This window comes from uncultured Rhodococcus sp. (genome assembly GCF_963525155.1).
In the GTDB taxonomy this organism is placed as follows: domain Bacteria; phylum Actinomycetota; class Actinomycetes; order Mycobacteriales; family Mycobacteriaceae; genus Rhodococcus_F; species Rhodococcus_F qingshengii.
Map to the genome: position 1 here is coordinate 1 of NZ_CAURKP010000118.1, position 16,861 is coordinate 16,861.

At 62.2% G+C, this 16,861-nt stretch carries 22 protein-coding genes; 9 read left to right on the top strand and 13 right to left on the bottom strand.

Annotation, left to right across the window (positions count from 1 at the left end; translation table 11 throughout):
* The first annotated feature begins 197 nt into the window (after nt 1–197).
* The 4 genes from gluA to RWT78_RS20440 all read left to right on the top strand — a co-directional run bounded on the left by gluA (nt 198) and on the right by RWT78_RS20440 (nt 3,553).
* Nucleotides 198–926 (top strand): glutamate ABC transporter ATP-binding protein GluA, encoded by a 729-nt coding sequence (gluA, locus tag RWT78_RS20425; protein WP_007735175.1) that lies wholly within the window; start codon nt 198–200, stop codon nt 924–926.
* A gap of 124 nt (nt 927–1,050) precedes the next feature.
* Entirely contained in the window at nt 1,051–1,881 is an 831-nt protein-coding gene (locus RWT78_RS20430; RefSeq protein ID WP_003942146.1) for a glutamate ABC transporter substrate-binding protein, read from the top strand.
* A 98-nt stretch (nt 1,882–1,979) separates the two neighbouring features.
* The gene (locus RWT78_RS20435) at nt 1,980–2,660 is read left to right on the top strand and encodes an amino acid ABC transporter permease (protein ID WP_003942105.1); all 681 of its coding nucleotides are present in this window, start codon (nt 1,980–1,982) and stop codon (nt 2,658–2,660) included.
* Nucleotides 2,657–3,553, top strand: coding sequence for an amino acid ABC transporter permease (locus RWT78_RS20440; RefSeq protein WP_007735172.1), 897 nt, complete (start codon nt 2,657–2,659; stop codon nt 3,551–3,553). Before RWT78_RS20435 ends, RWT78_RS20440 begins: the two co-directional genes overlap by 4 nt.
* Before the next feature lie 115 nt (nt 3,554–3,668).
* Here the strand turns inward: RWT78_RS20440 and recX are convergent, their stop codons facing one another.
* The 8 genes from recX to RWT78_RS20480 all read right to left on the bottom strand — a co-directional run bounded on the left by recX (nt 3,669) and on the right by RWT78_RS20480 (nt 10,162).
* Entirely contained in the window at nt 3,669–4,247 is a 579-nt protein-coding gene (gene recX, locus RWT78_RS20445; RefSeq protein ID WP_003942190.1) for a recombination regulator RecX, read from the bottom strand.
* Nucleotides 4,248–4,255: 8 nt separating this feature from the next.
* Nucleotides 4,256–5,293: a recombinase RecA gene (gene recA / locus RWT78_RS20450; RefSeq protein ID WP_007735170.1), complete on the bottom strand. Its 1,038-nt coding sequence runs from the start codon at nt 5,291–5,293 to the stop codon at nt 4,256–4,258.
* A gap of 288 nt (nt 5,294–5,581) precedes the next feature.
* Nucleotides 5,582–5,776 carry a DUF3046 domain-containing protein gene (locus RWT78_RS20455; protein ID WP_003942185.1) on the bottom strand — a complete coding sequence of 65 codons (195 nt, stop codon included), beginning with the start codon at nt 5,774–5,776 and terminating at the stop codon, nt 5,582–5,584.
* Between the two features lie 52 nt (nt 5,777–5,828).
* Nucleotides 5,829–6,992, bottom strand: a complete 1,164-nt coding sequence (locus RWT78_RS20460; protein WP_314677722.1) for a nucleotide disphospho-sugar-binding domain-containing protein — start codon at nt 6,990–6,992, stop codon at nt 5,829–5,831.
* Nucleotides 6,993–7,004: 12 nt separating this feature from the next.
* Entirely contained in the window at nt 7,005–8,540 is a 1,536-nt protein-coding gene (locus RWT78_RS20465) for a glycerol-3-phosphate dehydrogenase/oxidase (protein ID WP_003942114.1), read from the bottom strand.
* A 2-nt stretch (nt 8,541–8,542) separates the two neighbouring features.
* Entirely contained in the window at nt 8,543–9,181 is a 639-nt protein-coding gene (locus tag RWT78_RS20470; protein ID WP_003942216.1) for a TetR/AcrR family transcriptional regulator, read from the bottom strand.
* 73 nt (nt 9,182–9,254) lie between these two features.
* Nucleotides 9,255–9,968 carry a PIG-L deacetylase family protein gene (locus RWT78_RS20475; RefSeq protein ID WP_003942135.1) on the bottom strand — a complete coding sequence of 238 codons (714 nt, stop codon included), beginning with the start codon at nt 9,966–9,968 and terminating at the stop codon, nt 9,255–9,257.
* A 17-nt stretch (nt 9,969–9,985) separates the two neighbouring features.
* Nucleotides 9,986–10,162 carry a hypothetical protein gene (locus RWT78_RS20480; RefSeq protein ID WP_003942133.1) on the bottom strand — a complete coding sequence of 59 codons (177 nt, stop codon included), beginning with the start codon at nt 10,160–10,162 and terminating at the stop codon, nt 9,986–9,988.
* Between the two features lie 237 nt (nt 10,163–10,399).
* On the opposite strand from RWT78_RS20480, the gene RWT78_RS20485 reads away from it, so the two are divergent.
* The 3 genes from RWT78_RS20485 to RWT78_RS20495 are packed head-to-tail and all read left to right on the top strand — an operon-like array spanning nt 10,400 to nt 12,285.
* On the top strand, nt 10,400–10,996 hold the full coding sequence (locus RWT78_RS20485) for a biotin transporter BioY (RefSeq protein ID WP_003942200.1): 597 nt from the start codon (nt 10,400–10,402) through the stop codon (nt 10,994–10,996).
* A 6-nt stretch (nt 10,997–11,002) separates the two neighbouring features.
* Nucleotides 11,003–11,683 (top strand): energy-coupling factor ABC transporter ATP-binding protein, encoded by a 681-nt coding sequence (locus RWT78_RS20490; RefSeq protein ID WP_003942121.1) that lies wholly within the window; start codon nt 11,003–11,005, stop codon nt 11,681–11,683.
* The gene (locus tag RWT78_RS20495) at nt 11,680–12,285 is read left to right on the top strand and encodes an energy-coupling factor transporter transmembrane protein EcfT (RefSeq protein ID WP_003942212.1); all 606 of its coding nucleotides are present in this window, start codon (nt 11,680–11,682) and stop codon (nt 12,283–12,285) included. Before RWT78_RS20490 ends, RWT78_RS20495 begins: the two co-directional genes overlap by 4 nt.
* Nucleotides 12,286–12,324: 39 nt before the next feature.
* Here RWT78_RS20495 and RWT78_RS20500 read toward each other — a convergent pair whose 3' ends face one another.
* The 5 genes from RWT78_RS20500 to pgsA all read right to left on the bottom strand — a co-directional run bounded on the left by RWT78_RS20500 (nt 12,325) and on the right by pgsA (nt 15,777).
* On the bottom strand, nt 12,325–13,170 hold the full coding sequence (locus RWT78_RS20500) for a phage shock envelope stress response protein PspM (RefSeq protein ID WP_232508938.1): 846 nt from the start codon (nt 13,168–13,170) through the stop codon (nt 12,325–12,327).
* A gap of 31 nt (nt 13,171–13,201) precedes the next feature.
* A complete protein-coding gene (pspA, locus tag RWT78_RS20505; RefSeq protein ID WP_003942098.1) occupies nt 13,202–14,014 on the bottom strand; it encodes a phage shock protein PspA in 813 nt (270 codons plus the stop codon).
* Between the two features lie 156 nt (nt 14,015–14,170).
* On the bottom strand, nt 14,171–14,551 hold the full coding sequence (locus tag RWT78_RS20510) for a helix-turn-helix domain-containing protein (RefSeq protein ID WP_003942191.1): 381 nt from the start codon (nt 14,549–14,551) through the stop codon (nt 14,171–14,173).
* A 90-nt stretch (nt 14,552–14,641) separates the two neighbouring features.
* Nucleotides 14,642–15,139 (bottom strand): CinA family protein, encoded by a 498-nt coding sequence (locus RWT78_RS20515; RefSeq protein WP_042450683.1) that lies wholly within the window; start codon nt 15,137–15,139, stop codon nt 14,642–14,644.
* A complete protein-coding gene (pgsA, locus tag RWT78_RS20520; protein ID WP_003942125.1) occupies nt 15,136–15,777 on the bottom strand; it encodes a CDP-diacylglycerol--glycerol-3-phosphate 3-phosphatidyltransferase in 642 nt (213 codons plus the stop codon). The genes RWT78_RS20515 and pgsA overlap by 4 nt, the downstream gene beginning before the upstream one ends.
* Nucleotides 15,778–15,897: 120 nt before the next feature.
* On the opposite strand from pgsA, the gene RWT78_RS20525 reads away from it, so the two are divergent.
* Nucleotides 15,898–16,422, top strand: a complete 525-nt coding sequence (locus tag RWT78_RS20525; protein WP_007735157.1) for an amino-acid N-acetyltransferase — start codon at nt 15,898–15,900, stop codon at nt 16,420–16,422.
* Between the two features lie 58 nt (nt 16,423–16,480).
* On the top strand, nt 16,481–16,765 hold the full coding sequence (locus tag RWT78_RS20530; RefSeq protein ID WP_003942124.1) for a YciI family protein: 285 nt from the start codon (nt 16,481–16,483) through the stop codon (nt 16,763–16,765).
* Nucleotides 16,766–16,861: the final 96 nt, after the last annotated feature.

Sequence of the window (16,861 nt, forward strand, 5' to 3'; positions counted from 1 at the left end):
CGTCCACTACGACGTGTAATAACGCCCTGATAAACAGCCGAAACGCGACATAAACGTCGTCACAGTAAAATTTCCATTACATATGGCAAGAACCATGGCGAAATCACGGGCGTCGACGCAAACTACGCCTAAGGTTCTCGTTTATGACCCAAGCCGACGATGCGACGACGCCGACCACCTCCGGCGATTCCACATCCATGATTTCGATGACCTCGGTGAACAAACACTTCGGGGAACTTCACGTCCTGCAAGAGGTCAATCTCGAGGTACCCAAGGGCCAAGTGGTGATCGTCCTCGGTCCGTCGGGCTCCGGTAAGTCGACTCTGTGCCGCACCATCAATCGCCTGGAACCCATCGACTCGGGCACCATCGCCGTCGACGGCAAGACGCTCCCCGAGGAGGGCAAAGCACTTGCCGCACTTCGTGCCGACGTCGGGATGGTCTTTCAGTCCTTCAACCTGTTCGCACACAAGACGATCCTCGAGAACGTCATGCTCGCACCGATGAAGGTCCGCAAGGCGAAGAAGGACGAAGCCAAGAAGACGGCGCAGGCATTGCTCGAGCGCGTCGGTATCGCCAATCAGGCCGACAAGTACCCGGCGCAGCTTTCCGGCGGTCAGCAACAGCGTGTCGCGATTGCTCGCGCTCTTGCGATGCAGCCGAAGGTGATGTTGTTCGACGAGCCCACCTCCGCTCTCGACCCCGAGATGGTCAACGAGGTTCTCGACGTCATGACTTCCCTCGCCAAGGAAGGCATGACCATGCTCGTGGTCACGCACGAGATGGGATTCGCCCGCAAAGCCGGCGATCGTGTGCTGTTCATGGCTGACGGCCAGGTCGTCGAAGACACCACGCCCGAAGAGTTCTTCACCCATCCGAAGTCGGATCGGGCCAAGGACTTCCTCGGCAAGATCCTCACTCACTGATCACAGTCCCCTCCGACAGTCCTGTCCTCGTCCACAAGACAACTTGCTCGACTGCACCGTTCACCTCGGCTGCACCGTTCATCTCGACTGCACCGTTTGTATGTCGACAACTGAGAGGATCTTCATGAAGATCAATCGCTCCGTCCGTTTCGGAATCGGAATCATGGCTATCGCGTTCGCTGCCACGGCTTGTGGTGGAGGAGAAGAAAAGAGCGCATCGCAGAGTGCTGCCGACGGAACGCTCACCGTCGGTATCAAGTTCGATCAGCCCGGCCTCGGTCAGCGCAATCCGGACGGGACGTTCTCCGGCTTCGACGTCGAGGTAGCCCGGTACATCGCCAACGAACTCGGCGTGAAGCCCGAAGGAATCACCTTTAAGGAATCACCGTCAGCCCAACGCGAGACCCTGATCCAGAACGGCGAGGTCGACTACATTGTGGCCACCTACTCGATCACCGACGCACGCAAGGAAAAGGTCGGCTTTGCCGGTCCGTACTTCATCGCCGGCCAATCGCTGCTCGTTCGCTCCGACAACACCGACATCACCGGTCGCGATTCTCTCAGCGGCGGCAAGAAGCTCTGCTCGGTGACTGGCTCCACTCCGGCTCAGAAGGTCAAGGACTCCGTACCTGACGTCCAACTTCAGGAGTTCGACACCTACTCTGCTTGTGTCGAAGCACTGCGCAACGGCGCTGTCGACGCAGTCACCACCGATGACATCATCCTCGCTGGTTTTGCCGCACAGTACCCCGGCCAGTTGAAGGTCGTCGGAGAACCGTTCACAACGGAAAACTACGGCGTCGGCCTGGCCAAGGACGATTCCGAGACCCGAGGCAAGATCAACGACGCCATCGAGAAGATGATCTCCACCGGCGCATGGGAAGAAGCCTTCAACAACACCGTTGGCGCTTCGGGCTACCCCATCCCGGCGCCGCCCACCGTTGATCGTTACTGACCTGCTTTTTTCACCGTCAATCTCGCTGCGGCTCCCACTTCGGGAGCCGCAGCGCGTGACGCCACCAACGGAGATCCCGTGATCTGGGGAGACGGCAAGTGAACCTTCTGAGCAAGTACGGCGACCAGCTTCTGGAAGCCTTCTGGACCACGATCCAGCTGACATTTTTCTCCGCGATCGGCGCTGTCATCATCGGTGTGCTGATCGCGGCGATGCGCGTGTCACCGGTCCCGGTCGCCCGATTCCTGGGCGCCGCGTACGTGACCGTGTTCCGCAATACCCCCCTCACACTGATTCTGTTGTTCTGTCTGTTCGGTCTTTCGCAGACGCTCGGAGTCAACCTCGCCAAGTCGGATTCGCCGACTTTTCTGGTGGACAACAACTTCCGACTCGCCGTACTCGGCCTCAGTGTCTACACCGCCGCGTTCGTGTGTGAGTCACTTCGATCGGGAATCAATACCGTTCCGGTCGGCCAGGCCGAAGCGGGCCGATCACTCGGTCTGTCGTTTGCACAAAATCTTCGGCTGATCGTCCTGCCTCAGGCATTTCGCGCGGTCACAGCACCGCTGGGTAGCGTGCTGATCGCACTGACCAAGAACTCGACCATCGCCGCGGTGATCGGCGTATCCGAAGCGTCAGCGCTGATGAAGAAGATGATCGAAAACGAAGCGGCGATCTTTGTCGTCGGTGGAATCTTCGCTGTCGGTTTCGTGATCCTGACACTTCCCATGGGCTTGATCTTCGGCAAGCTGAGCAAGCGATTCGAGGTTTCACGATGAGCAACCGCGCAACAGTCCTCTACGACGCGCCAGGTCCGAGAGCGCGAAATCTCTACCGATTCGCGTCCCTTGTCGTCGCTGCACTCATGGTCGCAATCGGTTACGTCATCTACCGCGCACTCGACGAAAAGGGCCAGCTGACAGCAGCGAAGTGGGATCCGTTCCTCGAATCCACGTCGTGGACAACGTATCTGATACCCGGCATCCGAGGAACGCTGATCGCGGCTGCGATGTCCATCGTCTTCGCGCTCATCCTCGGTTCTGCACTGGGTATCGGCCGACTCTCCGAGCACAACATCATTCGGAAGATTTGCGGCGTCATCGTCGAATTGTTCCGAGCAGTACCGGTTCTGATTCTGATGATCTTCTCGTATCAGGTGTTCGCCGAATACGAGGTCTTCAAGTCCAAGTACCTCGCACTCGCGGCAGTCGTCGTGGGTCTGACTCTGTACAACGGTTCTGTGATCGCCGAGATCGTCCGTGCCGGAATCAACTCACTCCCACGAGGGCAAAGTGAGGCCGCCAAGGCACTTGGTATGCGCAAGACGCAGATCATGGTGACGATCCTGCTCCCCCAGGCGGTTACCGCCATGCTCCCGGCCCTGATTTCACAGATGGTCGTGGCGTTGAAGGACTCCGCCCTCGGTTACCTGATCGGGTATGTCGAGCTGGTGCGTCAGGCCCAACAGCTCGGCACCTTCTACGGAAACTTCCTGCCGGCGCTCATCGTGGTCGCAGCGATCATGATCGCTCTCAACTCGGCTCTGACCTTCCTGGCAACCAAGGTGGAGAAGCGCCTGCGGTCCGGGAAGCGAAAGGGCAAGGGCCCCATCGCGGCTCCGTCCGCCGACCCAGCCGTTTCGGTTCCGGGTATGGACCTGACCAAGCCGTGAATCAGATGGAGCCGTGAGTCGAATCCAGCCGCGTTAGCGCGAATACACAACAGGGCGGGGGTACCACCGATTTTCGGTGTACCCCCCGCCCTGTTGTTCTGAATGCTGCACTTCTCTACGTGTCGGTGACCGCCGCCATCTCGGCTTTGACCACCTCGTACGACATCCCAGCTGAATATCCCTTGCGTGCCAGCATCGAGACCAGTCGACGCGTGACCTTGTCGCGATCATCGACGGGCTTGTTCTTCAGCTTCCGCCGAACCAGCTCCGCTGCTCGCTCGCGTTCATCTTCCGGATCGATCTGTGACAACGCTTCGGAAGCGGTGTCCTGGTCGATTCCTTTGAGCCGCAACTCGACTGCAAGCGCACGCTTTCCCTTGCCCGAGTACGTATGCCGCGAATGAACCCACTGGTTCGCGAAGTCCGCGTCGTCGATCAACCCGATTTCCTGGAGTCGATCGAGGACCTTGGCAATGATCTCGGGCTCGAAGCCGCGTCCGCTCAGCTTGGTTTCCAGCTCGGAACGACTGCGCGCCCGGTCGGTCAGGAGGCGCAGGCAAGCATCTTTGGCCTGCGCCTCCGTCCCACCTTCTGCGCGTTGCGACGGCTTCTCGGATCGTTGACGGGATCGACGCCGAGGAGCGCCGTACTCTTCACGAGCATTCTCGCCGTTGTCACCGTCGTCGAAGCTCATGACTGAACTCAGAAGTCGGCGGGAGCTTCGTCGGTTGCAGTGACGTCAGCACCGATACCGAGCTTTTCCTTGATCTTCTTCTCGATCTCGTCGCGGATATCGGTGTTCTCCAGCAAGAACTTACGAGCATTTTCCTTGCCCTGACCCAACTGGTCACCTTCGTAGGTGTACCAGGAGCCGGACTTGCGGATGAACCCGTGCTCGACACCCATGTCGATGAGCGAGCCTTCCTTGCTGATGCCCTGGCCGTAGAGAATGTCGAACTCGGCCTGCTTGAACGGCGGCGCGACCTTGTTCTTGACGACCTTGACGCGAGTGCGGTTACCCACTGCGTCGGTACCGTCCTTGAGAGTTTCGATACGACGGATGTCGAGGCGGACCGAAGCGTAGAACTTCAGTGCCTTACCACCGGTGGTGGTTTCGGGAGAACCGAACATCACGCCGATCTTCTCGCGAAGCTGGTTGATGAAGATGACGGTGGTACCCGAGTTGTTCATGGCACCGGTGATCTTGCGCAGCGCCTGACTCATCAGTCGAGCCTGCAAACCGACGTGGCTGTCACCCATCTCGCCTTCGATCTCGGCGCGAGGAACAAGAGCGGCCACGGAGTCGATCACGACGATGTCGAGGGCGCCTGAACGGATCAGCATGTCGGTGATTTCGAGGGCCTGCTCACCCGTGTCCGGCTGTGAGACCAGGAGTGCATCGGTATCGACGCCCAGCTTGGCTGCATAGTCGGGATCGAGTGCGTGCTCCGCATCGATGAACGCCGCGATGCCGCCGTTGGCCTGAGCATTGGCAACTGCGTGCAGTGCCACGGTGGTCTTACCCGAGGACTCCGGGCCGTAGATCTCGATGACGCGGCCACGCGGCAGTCCACCGATACCCAGCGCGACGTCGAGCGCGATGGAACCGGTGGGAATGACGGCGATGGGCTGGCGGACACCCTCACCCAGGCGCATCACCGAACCCTTGCCGAAGTTCTTGTCGATCTGCGCCAACGCGAGGTCGAGTGCCTTGTCCCGATCAGGTGCCTGTGGTGCCATCGTGATCCCCATCCTTGTTTCAGTCTTCAGCGCCTGCCTGAGCAGACTCCGTCTCTTCAGCGCCTGCCTGAGCCGACCCTGTTGGTGTGTTGCGATCAGAGTAGATCCGGCCACCGACAGACTTTTCGATCTTGCTTTAGCGCTTGTCGATCACCGCGTTTGTAGGTCACCGCGTTTGTAGAACATCGAAAGTTCGCAGTTACCAAAGGAGCGTCACCACCGAACAGCTTCAGCATAGACGAACACGTGTTCGAACAGAAGATGGGAGACGTTCGACACGCCGAAGAATCAGCGGCGGGCGGGTGGTACGTCGAACTCCACACAGAGCGCACGCCACACCTCGCGAGGCTCCCAGCCTGCTTCGACGGCCTCCGCGGCAGTCATTCCGTCGAGACTCTGGAGTACATGGTCGATCAGCATCGAGTCGCCTCGTACCTGCCCGAACTCTTCGCGCACCATTTCATGAAATTCGGTCAACCGCACAGCCGCCACCGTAGTCCACAGAGCGGTGCACCTGCATTCAGGCGCAACGTGCTCACGCCGTCACACCACCGTTGACCACCTGTCGGCACACCGCCACCGGATCGGTGACCTGCGACGCAGTCGCGGCAGCCGCTCTCGCAGCTTCCGCGAATCGTCCGTCGGAGAGCACCTGCAGTACCGCATCGCGAATCGACTGAGCATCTGCGGGCCGCACGATCACCGACGTGCCTGCCCGCGCAGCGCGATTGGCCAACTCCCACTGGTCCCCGCCCCCGGGAACGACGACCGTCGGCACGCCGGCCAGCAGGGCCTTCGCCAACATGCCGTGCCCGCCGCCGCATACCAATACCGACGCGTCACGCAGCATCGCGTCCTGGCGTCCGAGACCTGCACGAACCCAATCAGGATGCTGACCTTCAGCCCCGTCGAGCATCGACGCGATCAGCCTGACACCGGCGCCGTCGAGTCCTTCGACGGTGCCCTCGAACATTCCCACTGCGCCGGTGTGCGCCGTGGAGGGCGCCACCATAACCAGCGGTTCGTCACCTGGCGGTGGATCCAGAATCACCTCGGTCGGCTCCCACAGAAGCGGTCCGACGACGTGAGCGCGCTCCGTCCAGTCGGGGGGAGGCAATTCGAGTGCCGGAAGTGTTGCGATCAGCCGCGCTTGCGGACCGGGATCCAGAGCGGGCAGTCCGACACCGACACGGGCATGGGATCGCTGGGCCAACCCTTGCTTGATCGAACGTCCCGTCGCTGCGCGCATCAGGGTATCGCGGAGTCGACCACGAATTCCGACTCCGGGCGCGAGCCCACTGCCGATCGGCGGCAACCCCCGTGAAGGTGAGTACAGCGGGTGAGGCGAGAGTTCCACCCAGGGGATGCCAAGTCTTTCGGCGGCCAATCCGCCTCCGGCAGTGAGGATGTCGGAAACGACGAGATCCGGGGAGACGGACTTCAGGTCGGGAAGCAGTTCGGTGGAAATATAGGCGGCGCGCGAATGAATCCGAGCGCCTGCATCAAGATCGTCGTCTCCCGGCCGCGGGGCCAAGCCCTTGAGCGGCTCGGCTTCCACGCCGGCTGCTCGCGCTGCCTCGACCCACCGGGTCCCCGTGTACAGGATCGGTTCGTCGCCGGCCTGGATCAACGCCAGCGACAACGCTATTGCGGGAAAAGCATGACCCGGGTCCGGCCCGGCAACAACGGCTACACGCACCGGATCAGAGTGTCACACCGAGTGAAAGGCCTGTTCCGCCGCACCCAGTGCGCGTTCGCGATCCGAAGCCACCAATCCGATTCTCGTCCTGCGATCGAGGACGTCGTCGACGTCGAGGGCGCCTTCATGCGACACCGCGAAATCGAACTCGGCACCGCAGATCTCCAAGTCCGCAACCGACCGGAGACGATCGCCGCTCGCCGCGGCAACGACCTCGGCCTCGGTGCCGTATCGCGCCACCAATGACGCGGGTGCCTTGATCTTCTTCAATTCCGCCGGTGATGCAGCGCCTACCAGCGGCAACGCGCGTGTCCGACATGCCCCGGCGCTCAGCGACCCGACCTCGACCGCAGCGTCGACGGCGTCTTCGGCCATCTTGCGGTACGTCGTGAGTTTTCCGCCTACCACCGTGACCAAGCCCGAGTCCGAACGGACTACAGCGTGATTGCGCGAGAGGTCGGCCGTCGAGCCTTCACCGGTGTCCAGCAGCGGACGCAGACCCGCGAAGGTCCCCAAGACGTCCCCACGGGTCAGCGGAACTTCCAACGCCGTGTTCACGGTGTCGAGCAGGAAGTCGATCTCGTCCTCGGACGCCGACGGCACGTCTGGCACCGGCCCCGGCGCTGCTTCGTCGGTCAACCCGAGGTAGATCCGGCCGAGCTGCGCGGGCAGGGCGAAGACGAAACGGTTGGTCTCGCCGGGAATCGGCACGGTCAGCGCTGCCGTGGGGTTCCCCAATCGCGCTGCATCGAGCACCAGGTGCGTCCCGCGGCTTGGGCGCAGGGTGATGCTGGAGTCGACCTGATCAGCCCAGACACCGGTCGCATTGATCACGACGCGGGCACGCATCAAGAACTCGGATCCGGTCAACTCGTCACGCAAGGTGGCCGACGTTCCGGATACGTCGTATGCACCGACGCGGGTCAGGATTCGCGCGCCGTGCGACGCTGCGGTTCTGGCGATACCGACGACGAGGCGGGCGTCGTCGATGAGCTGCCCGTCGAACGCGGTCAAGGCGCCTCGTAGGTTCTCCTGCTTGACCGCGGGAGCCAATTCGCGCGCTCGAGCAGCGCTGACCGTCCGTGATCTGGGCAGCACCGAAGCCGGGGTTCGCGCCGACATGCGCAGAGCGTCACCGGCCAGGAAACCGGTACGCACCAGGGCCTTCCCGAAGAACGACGTTTCGGGCAACAGCGGTACGAGTTGAGGCATGGCGCGAACGAGGTGAGGCGCGGTGCGCGTCATGAGAATGCCGCGCTCGACCGCACTTTCACGCGCTATACCGACATTGCCGGAAGCCAGGTACCGAAGGCCGCCGTGTGCGAGTTTCGAACTCCAGCGGCTGGTGCCGAACGCGAGGTCGTGCTTTTCGACCAGCGCAACACTGAGCCCACGAGTCACGGCGTCGAGAGCGACACCGACACCGGTGATTCCGCCGCCGATCACCAGGACGTCGACCGAATCGCCGTTCGCCAACTGCTCGAGTTCACGAGTACGCCGTTGTGCGTTGAGCGCTGAATCGCTGCCTGCTGAATCTAGGGGGCTCACAGCTATTCTCCCGAATTCTTGACGGGTGCCAGATAAGCAGCGACCGCATATCGAAGTTGCTCGACCGACGCATCGGAGGAAAGCTCCGGCTCGAGAGTCGGGGCAGAAATGACGACGGACTGAGCCATCAGTAGAACCATCGCCGCGATCTCGTTGACGCTTCCCTCGCGAATCGAACCATCCTGTTGGCCGGCCGCGACAACGGATGTGATCAGCTCGAGAATCGACTTCTGGCTCGCGCCGAGCCGGTCCACGATGTAGGTCGTCAGCAATTCTTGATCGGCTTGCCGAATTTTCACGAAGAGCGGATGGTCGCGAATCTGGCCGACGACGTCACCGATCGCCTCCACGAGCAACGTGCCGGCAGACCCGTTGAAGGTCACCTCGGGCAGCACCGATCGGATCTCCCGGGTGAGCAGGTCCGCGACGACAGCTCGCGTGTCCGGCCATCGCCGGTAGACCGTCGGTCGGCTCACGCCGGCGCGACGCGAGATCTCGGCAAGTGTGGTTCGCTGCATTCCGAAATCGAGGACACACGACCTTGCTGCGTCGAGAATCACGTCGTCGATCTCGCGGCTGGGGATGCGCTGACCATCTGCCTTGCGAGGGGCAATTGAGTCATCTGCGTTACGGATTACCATCGTGTGTAACACAATACCGGACAAGTCACCGGTAATCCCGTCGGGACTTGCGATTTCTCTCGCTCAGAGATCATCAGAAATAGTACAACTCGAAACCAACTGCTCGCTCGGCGTCGAAACCAGGCTTCGGTCCGCTGACCATGTCGATCTGTGCGCGCGCCTGTTCCCGGATCGGCGTGGAACTCAGCGCCGCCAGATATCGCGCATGTTCCGCGAGCGAATCCACGGCGCGATCGACCGTCGACGTCACGTCGACAAAGTGTGTGGGAGTCATCGTATTGACCGCAACCCACCGAACACCGGGCCACGGCGCCAGTCCCTGCGCCGTCAACGAGGGAAAGATCCATTCGTTTGCTGCGTCGGCAGTTGCGTCGAGAACGCTGATCCCGAGTGCACGGTGATCTGCGCTGTTCAGATAGCCGGGGCCCCAGGTGTGGGAGAAGTTCATCGTCACCACCAATTCCGGACGGTGGCGGCGAATTGCTGCGGCGAGAGTCGAGCGCAACTCCAAGCCTTCCACGAGACGACCGTCGGGCAGGCCGAGGAACTCCACCTCACCGACACCGACGATCGCGGCCGAGCGACGCTCTTCTTCCTCGCGGATCGGGCCGGACTCCTCGGGCGACAGACCGGCGATTCCGGCCTCGCCGCGCGTGGCCAGGACATATCGCACGTCTTTGCCGCGATCGGTCCACTGCGCCACTGCTGCGGCTGCGCCGTATTCGATGTCATCGGGATGCGCCACGATGACAATCGCGCGCTGCCAGTCCTCGGGGAAGTTTTCCATAGGGCAGATCTTGCCCGTCAGAACCGCGAAGCGGGCGAATTGTCGTCACTTCCCGACATCGCCTTCACCAGGAAGTAGATTCCGAAGCCGACAGCGCCGACCACCAGAACCCAGAAAAGCCCCTTGATCAGCGCACCGACCACCGCGAGTGCGACCCACACCAGTACGACGGCCAAAACGATCTTCCAAAACATGCTTACCTCCAACGTGCCGTTGAATAATCAGTCGAATCGGACAGGTGCTGCGTCGTCCGTAGAACCAGCCTGACAGGTCTGGCGTGACAAAGCAGCAGCTCAGCGGCAAGTTCAGGTAAAGATCAGGGTTCACCCCGAGACCGGCCCTCACGCAGGTCAGGTGTCCAACCCATGGGAGCTTGCTCCTGGCGTAAACTCGCGAAGTTCGATCCCGTATGCCGAAGGAGCACGTCCGCAGTGTCTACGACCCGTTTCCCCGCTCGCGATCTCGCGCATGTAGCCGTCTTCGCCGCACTCATCATCGCGCTGGGCCTACCCGGGTCGATCAACATCGGCATTTCCGGCGTGCCGATCACCCTTCAGTCCATGGGCGTCATGATGGCCGGCGCTCTACTCGGACCGCGCAAGGGTGTTCTCGCCGTCCTGACGGTCATTGCTCTGGGATTGGTCGGTCTACCGGTCCTTGCCGGCGGTCGCACCGCACTCGTGTCTCTCTCGAGCCCGACAGCCGGATTCCTCATCGGTTGGATCCCGACGGCGTTTGTCATCGGATGGCTGACCGCCAAGATGCTGCCCAAGTACCGGATCGTCGCGGGCATCGGCATCAACCTTCTCGGCGGCGTCGTCGTTCTCTACGCGTTCGGCATCGTAGGAATGATGGTCCGCGGACACATGAGCTTCGTTGCCGCATGGTCGGCCAACGCCGCCTTCATCCCGCTCGACGCCGCAAAAGCGGTCGTCACCGCGTTGGTCGCGTCCCAGGTTCACCGGGCATACCCGGCACTACTGCGCGACTCGGTGATCTCGTCGAACAAGACCGTGGTGGCGAATTAATCTCCGATGAGTGAGATCGTCTTCGAGAACGTCGGACACAGCTTCGGTGAACGAACGGTCCTTCAGCAGATAGATCTGCGACTGAGCGAGCAGCGAATCGGGATCGTGGGTGCGAACGGAAGCGGCAAGTCGACCCTCGCTCGCATGATCAACGGACTGGTCGTTCCGACGGAAGGACACGTCCACGTCAACGGCTTGGACACGGCGAAGAAGGGCCGCGACGTACGCAAGCAGGTCGGATTCGTCTTCACCGATCCCAACCACCAGATCGTGATGCCGACGGTTGCCGAGGACATCGAATTCTCGCTTCGCCGTAGCGGATTGGGCAAAGCCGAGCGCGCCGCAAAGGTGGCCTCGGTGCTCGAACGCTACGGCCTCGCCGGGCACTCCGACCATCCCACCCACCAGCTTTCCGGTGGGCAGAAGCAGCTACTCGCGCTCGCGGCCATCATGGTGACAGAGCCGAACGTACTCGTCGCCGACGAGCCCACCACGCTCCTCGATCTTCGCAACTCGCGACTCATCAGCTCGGTGTTCGAGTCACTCGATCAACAACTGATCGTCGTGACCCACCAACTCGACCTCCTCGAATCATTCGAACGGGTGTTGGTTGTCGACCAAGGCCGTGTCGTCGCCGACGGCTCCCCCGCCGACTCGATCGGCCATTACCGGTCGTTGGTCTCGTGACCACTCTCGGCGTCTACCGGCCGGGCACATCGCTCCTGCACCGGATGCCGACGGGGATCAAGCTCCTCGCATTGATCGTGGCGATCCTGGCCGTCTCGATCTTCGTACGTGAGCCGTGGCAACTGGCAGTTCCCACGATCGTCGTTGTGGCCCTGTACGCGGTTGCGCGCATTCCTCCGATGACTGCGATCCGGCAGCTGCGTCCGGCGCTGTGGATGTTGCTCTTCATCGGGGCGTTCCAGCTGGTAGTCGCGGGATGGCAGCGAGCGGCCGTCGTGTGCGGGGTTCTGATCATTTCGATCGCCTTCGCGGCGATCATGGGTCTGACCACACGGATCTCCGAGATGCTCGACGCGATCACCCGGTTCCTGACACCCTTGCGACGCTTCGGCGTCAATCCCGAACGGATCGCTTTGCTCCTCGCAATGACGATCCGGTGCATCCCGCTGATGTTCGAGGTCATCACACAGGTATCCGAGGCACGCAAGGCGCGAGGGCTCGGATTCTCGCTGCGATCCTTCGCAGTGCCGGTCATCGTCGGCACTCTGATGACCGCGGACGCAATGGGTGAAGCATTGGCGGCCCGCGGCGCCGACGACTGAGATTTCGAACAGGGTGCATCGATCAGGCGCGAGGACCGATCAGTTGTACTTGCGGGTGATGTCGTCCACCTCACCGATGGCGTCGGCAAGCGCCGAGAGTCGCTCGGCGGCCGCGTGCAGCGCCGAGAGTTCTCGGTTGAATCCCACCAGCGCCGAAGGGCTGTGAGGCGCTGTCAATGCAGCTGCGGAGGTCACCAGATCCTCGTACTGATCCAACCCCGACTGCAACTCACGAACTGCGCCGTCGATGGTGGGATCAAGAGGTTCGGTCACCTTGGGTGTAGCGCCCACGGCGCGTTCCATTGCGACGACATCCGAAGACACCGCGAACATCGCTCTCAATGCCGAATCGGCGGTAACAGTGATTTCGTCCAACTCACCGGGGTCGATGGTGTCGGCGCGCCTGAGCACACTCAAGATCTCGAACAACGAAGTCTCGGCGCCGATGAGGCGAGACATCGGGATGAACGCGCGAGACGACGACGGTGGCAAGCGCCGGCGAATCGGCGCCGACGGCGGTGGGCCGGAACTCATCGAACGGTAACGGCCGACCGCGATGACGGCGGGAACCGCGAACAGTGCCGCTCCCCCGCCTGCCACGACCACCGACCACTCGGGGGCCGACGCAACAGCAAGGCCGGCCGTGCCGACCACTGATCCGCCGGACATGAAACCCCAACGCTGAGCGCGTCGACGTGCACGGGCACGTTTGCGCTCGAATTTGGCGCGCGGGTCCTGCCACCGCCGAGCGGCATCCGCCGCAGACAGTCCGACCTCGCGCAATGTGTCCGCGGTGCGTCCCAACGCTCCGAAGGCGCCGGATACGGAAACGGGAACGGCCGACCGGGGCTCGCGCCCAGATCGACCGTCTCGTGAAGAAAACATCAGAGCATCACTGCCGACATCGAGGATTCGGCTACTGCCCGGTCTGACCGGCAGCCGGGGGCTGCTTCTCGACGGACGGAGTCGCAGGAGTGGCTGCTGCGCCGCCGGAAGGCAGTGCCTCGCCCTTCATGGAAGCACGAATCTGCTCGAGGCGACTGTGCCCCGCCATCTGGACCGAGGCCTGCTGGACCTCCATCATGCGGCCCTGAACGGAGTTCTGGGCGAGCTCGGCAGAGCCGAGTGCGTCGGCGTAACGCCGCTCGATCTTGTCGCGCACAGCATCGAGGCTGGGTGTGTTGCCGGGAGCCGACAGCGTGCTGTCCATGGACCGAAGGGACTCGCTCACGCGCTCCTGCATCTTGGCCTGCTCCAGCTGGCTGAGCAGCTTGGTGCGCTCGGCAACCTTTGCCTGCAGAGTCATCGCGTTCTGCTCGACAGCCTTCTTGGCCTGAGCGGCGGCCTGCAAGGACTGGTCGTGCAGTGCCTTCAGATCTTCGACGCCCTGCTCGGCCGTCACCAACTGGGCCGCAAAAGCTTCGGCAGCGTTGGTGTACTGGATCGCCTTGTCGTTGTCGCCGGCAGCAGCGGCCTGATCGGCGAGGTTGACGGCCTGGCGCGCGTTGGCGTTGAGCTTTTCGACCTCGTCGAGTTGACGGCTGAGCTTCATCTCGAGTTGACGCTGATTACCGATCACCGACGCAGCCTGCTGGGACAACGCCTGATGCTGGCGCTGTGCGTCCTCGATCGCCTGCTGAATCTGAACCTTTGGATCTGCCTTCTCATCGATCTTCGAATTGAAGAGCGCCATCAGGTACTTCCAGCCCTTGACGAAAGGATTAGCCATTGGTTTGATCCTGCCTCCATCTGATGCGCCGCGCCGAACGCGACCCGGAGCGCGACCGTCGCGCACCGAAACAAGGGCTGCGCCCTATCTGCTCTGACCCCACCTGCTGGAAACCGGCGGTTACGTACAAAATCTATCGGTTACGGCCGGTAGTGGCTACGCCGCCGCCAACCTTCGAGCGTTCGGTGCCGGAATCACGACGCGGGTATCGCGTGCGATTGTCGGCGAACCGGAAGCCGAGACCGAACCGGAAGCCGACACGGCGGGTTCGGCGACCTGTCGACCAGCTACCGGAGCGCTCTTCTTCGTGGCCAGGGTCTCGCTCACGTCGACCAGCACGTCGGACAGTGGGACTGCGAGCGCATCACAGATCGCCGCCAACAGTTCGCTCGATGCTTCCTTACGTCCACGTTCCACTTCGGACAGATAGCCCAAGCTCACACGCGCGCTGTTCGACACCTCACGTAGCGTGCGGCTCTGCGAAACGCGCGTACGCCGGAGACTGTCACCGATTGCCTCACGCAATAGCAGCGCCATCTCGCTCCTCCTTCATCCGTGACCTCATCGTGCATGGTCGTACGTCTTCACAATCGTCAACGTCCGAACACATCCGATTGGTTCCCGAGCCTATCGTGCCGCACGCTCTGCGACACGATCACGTAACCGCGACACGGCAGTTGCGACTGCGGTTGTCCGAATCTCCCACCGTTCGCCGCCGAGCGCGAGGGGTACGCATTCGGTTCCGTCCGGGCCGGCGATACCGAGAAACACCGTTCCGACCGAGTGTCCGTCCTGCTCACTCGGACCGGCGACTCCGGTCAGTCCGATACCCCAGTCGGCGCCGCACCTCGTCCGGGCGCCGAGCGCCAAAGCCACGGCGGTGCTCTCGGACACGGGGCCGTCCGTTGCCAGACGCTCGGGATCCACGCCCGCCAGCGTCGCTTTCAGGTCGGTCGCATACACGACCAGGCCCCCACGCAGCACCGCGCTCGACCCTGGCACGGACGCGACCGCAGCCGTGAACAAGCCAGCCGTCAGAGATTCGGCGGCGGCGACAGTCTGCCTCGCGGCGCCAAGGGCGTCGACGAGTTCGACCACTCCGAGTGCGAGCAGCGGGTCCGTCATGACTCGACTGCGCGAACTCCGGCGCGAAGCCTGATCGCCTGCACGATGTATTCGATTCCCGTCGCCACCGTCAGCACGACGGCAGCAGCCATCAGCAATCCGCTGACGATGTCCCAACTGCTCGGCAGCGGGCAGAGGTAGAACCCGATCGCGACGGCCTGCACGAGGGTCTTGAGCTTGCCGCCCTTGCCCGCCGGGATGACCGCGTGCCGCAGTACCGCGAACCGCAACAGCGTGATTCCGAGTTCTCTGGCGATGATCACTCCGGTCACCCACCACGACAGGTCACCGAGAACCGAAAGACCGATCAGCGCGGCGCCGATCAGTGCCTTGTCCGCGATCGGGTCCATGAGTTTGCCGAAATCGGTGACCAGACCGTACTTCCGAGCCAATTGGCCGTCGATCCGATCCGTGATCGCGGCGACGATGAACACGCCCATTGCCCCGAGACGCCACCACGTCGAGTGTCCGCCGTCGACGAACAGAACAACGAGAAAAACCGGAACGAGAACCATTCGGACCATCGTGAGAATGTTCGCGATGTTCAGCAACGGAACCGGGTTGTCCGCGACAGGTGTGCCGTCGGACGGGCCGACGGCGGCGCGATGGGCGTCGGTCTGATCGCGCGGGGTACTCATCGGATCACCGCACAGGCGGTGAGCCGAACCCGGGACAAAGCCGAGCGGCGCGGGAATTGCGTGGGGCGGACAGGCACGCGACTTAGAATATCGGTAGGGCCATTGACTAATGTGCACCACATGACTTCGACCGCGCCGACCTATACCGAGAGCCAGTTGATCGTGCGTCGCGCGCGAACGTCGGACATCCCCGAAATCAAGCGTCTGATCGACATCTACGCCGGCAAGATCCTCCTCGAGAAGAATCTCGTGACGCTGTACGAGGCAGTCCAGGAGTTCTGGGTCGCCGAGCGAGGCGGCCAGGTAATCGCTTGCGGCGCACTGCATGTGCTGTGGGCGGACCTGGGTGAGATCCGCACCGTCGCAGTCGATCCGACTGCCAAAGGCCAGGGCGCAGGTTTCCACGTCGTCGACAAACTCATCGAGGTCGCCAAGGAATTGGAGTTGGAACGGTTGTTCGTTTTGACGTTCGAGACCGAGTTCTTCCACCGTCACGGATTCGCGGAGATCGACGGCACCCCCGTCACCGCCGAGGTCTATGCGGAAATGTGTCGGTCCTACGACGCCGGCGTCGCCGAGTTCCTCGATCTGAGCTATGTGAAACCCAACACACTCGGCAATACTCGCATGCTCCTGACTCTCTGAACCGTTCAGACTCTTCACACACCACCATCTCGATCACCAGCCCCGAAAGCGGTTCACGATGTCGTTGTTCCTCGTCGAATACACCTACGCGCCCGAGAAGAACGCTCAGCGCGACGAAGTCCGTAGCGATCACCGCGCGTGGCTCGCGGATCTGGTTTCCCGCTCGATCGTCTTGTCATCCGGCCCGTTTGCAGATGGAAACGGCGCGCTGATCATCGTCGACGCCGCAGACGCCGACACCGTTTCCCTCCTCTTCACCCACGATCCGTTCGCGATCGCCGATTTGATCGAGAAGGTCCGGATCACCGAGTGGGTTCCGGTATTGGGTCAGTTCAGCGCCTGAGAGCCCCGGCCCCGGCTTACTCCCCCGCCCGGTCGCGAGTCTTCAACAGGCTCGCGACTGTCGTCACCGCCAATACTCCGATGATCACTCCGAGTG

What these genes read in the sequence shown, in the direction of transcription:
- gluA (WP_007735175.1), top strand. Translation starts at nt 198, where the DNA reads ATGATTTCGATGACCTCGGTGAACAAACACTTCGGGGAACTTCACGTC.
- RWT78_RS20430 (WP_003942146.1), top strand. Translation starts at nt 1,051, where the DNA reads ATGAAGATCAATCGCTCCGTCCGTTTCGGAATCGGAATCATGGCTATC.
- RWT78_RS20440 (WP_007735172.1), top strand. Translation starts at nt 2,657, where the DNA reads ATGAGCAACCGCGCAACAGTCCTCTACGACGCGCCAGGTCCGAGAGCG.
- recX (WP_003942190.1), bottom strand. Translation starts at nt 4,247, where the DNA reads ATGAGCTTCGACGACGGTGACAACGGCGAGAATGCTCGTGAAGAGTAC.
- recA (WP_007735170.1), bottom strand. Translation starts at nt 5,293, where the DNA reads ATGGCACCACAGGCACCTGATCGGGACAAGGCACTCGACCTCGCGTTG.
- RWT78_RS20470 (WP_003942216.1), bottom strand. Translation starts at nt 9,181, where the DNA reads ATGGTAATCCGTAACGCAGATGACTCAATTGCCCCTCGCAAGGCAGAT.
- RWT78_RS20475 (WP_003942135.1), bottom strand. Translation starts at nt 9,968, where the DNA reads ATGGAAAACTTCCCCGAGGACTGGCAGCGCGCGATTGTCATCGTGGCG.
- RWT78_RS20480 (WP_003942133.1), bottom strand. Translation starts at nt 10,162, where the DNA reads ATGTTTTGGAAGATCGTTTTGGCCGTCGTACTGGTGTGGGTCGCACTC.
- RWT78_RS20490 (WP_003942121.1), top strand. Translation starts at nt 11,003, where the DNA reads ATGAGTGAGATCGTCTTCGAGAACGTCGGACACAGCTTCGGTGAACGA.
- RWT78_RS20500 (WP_232508938.1), bottom strand. Translation starts at nt 13,170, where the DNA reads ATGTTTTCTTCACGAGACGGTCGATCTGGGCGCGAGCCCCGGTCGGCC.
- pspA (WP_003942098.1), bottom strand. Translation starts at nt 14,014, where the DNA reads ATGGCTAATCCTTTCGTCAAGGGCTGGAAGTACCTGATGGCGCTCTTC.
- RWT78_RS20510 (WP_003942191.1), bottom strand. Translation starts at nt 14,551, where the DNA reads ATGGCGCTGCTATTGCGTGAGGCAATCGGTGACAGTCTCCGGCGTACG.
- RWT78_RS20515 (WP_042450683.1), bottom strand. Translation starts at nt 15,139, where the DNA reads ATGACGGACCCGCTGCTCGCACTCGGAGTGGTCGAACTCGTCGACGCC.
- pgsA (WP_003942125.1), bottom strand. Translation starts at nt 15,777, where the DNA reads ATGAGTACCCCGCGCGATCAGACCGACGCCCATCGCGCCGCCGTCGGC.
- RWT78_RS20525 (WP_007735157.1), top strand. Translation starts at nt 15,898, where the DNA reads ATGACTTCGACCGCGCCGACCTATACCGAGAGCCAGTTGATCGTGCGT.
- RWT78_RS20530 (WP_003942124.1), top strand. Translation starts at nt 16,481, where the DNA reads ATGTCGTTGTTCCTCGTCGAATACACCTACGCGCCCGAGAAGAACGCT.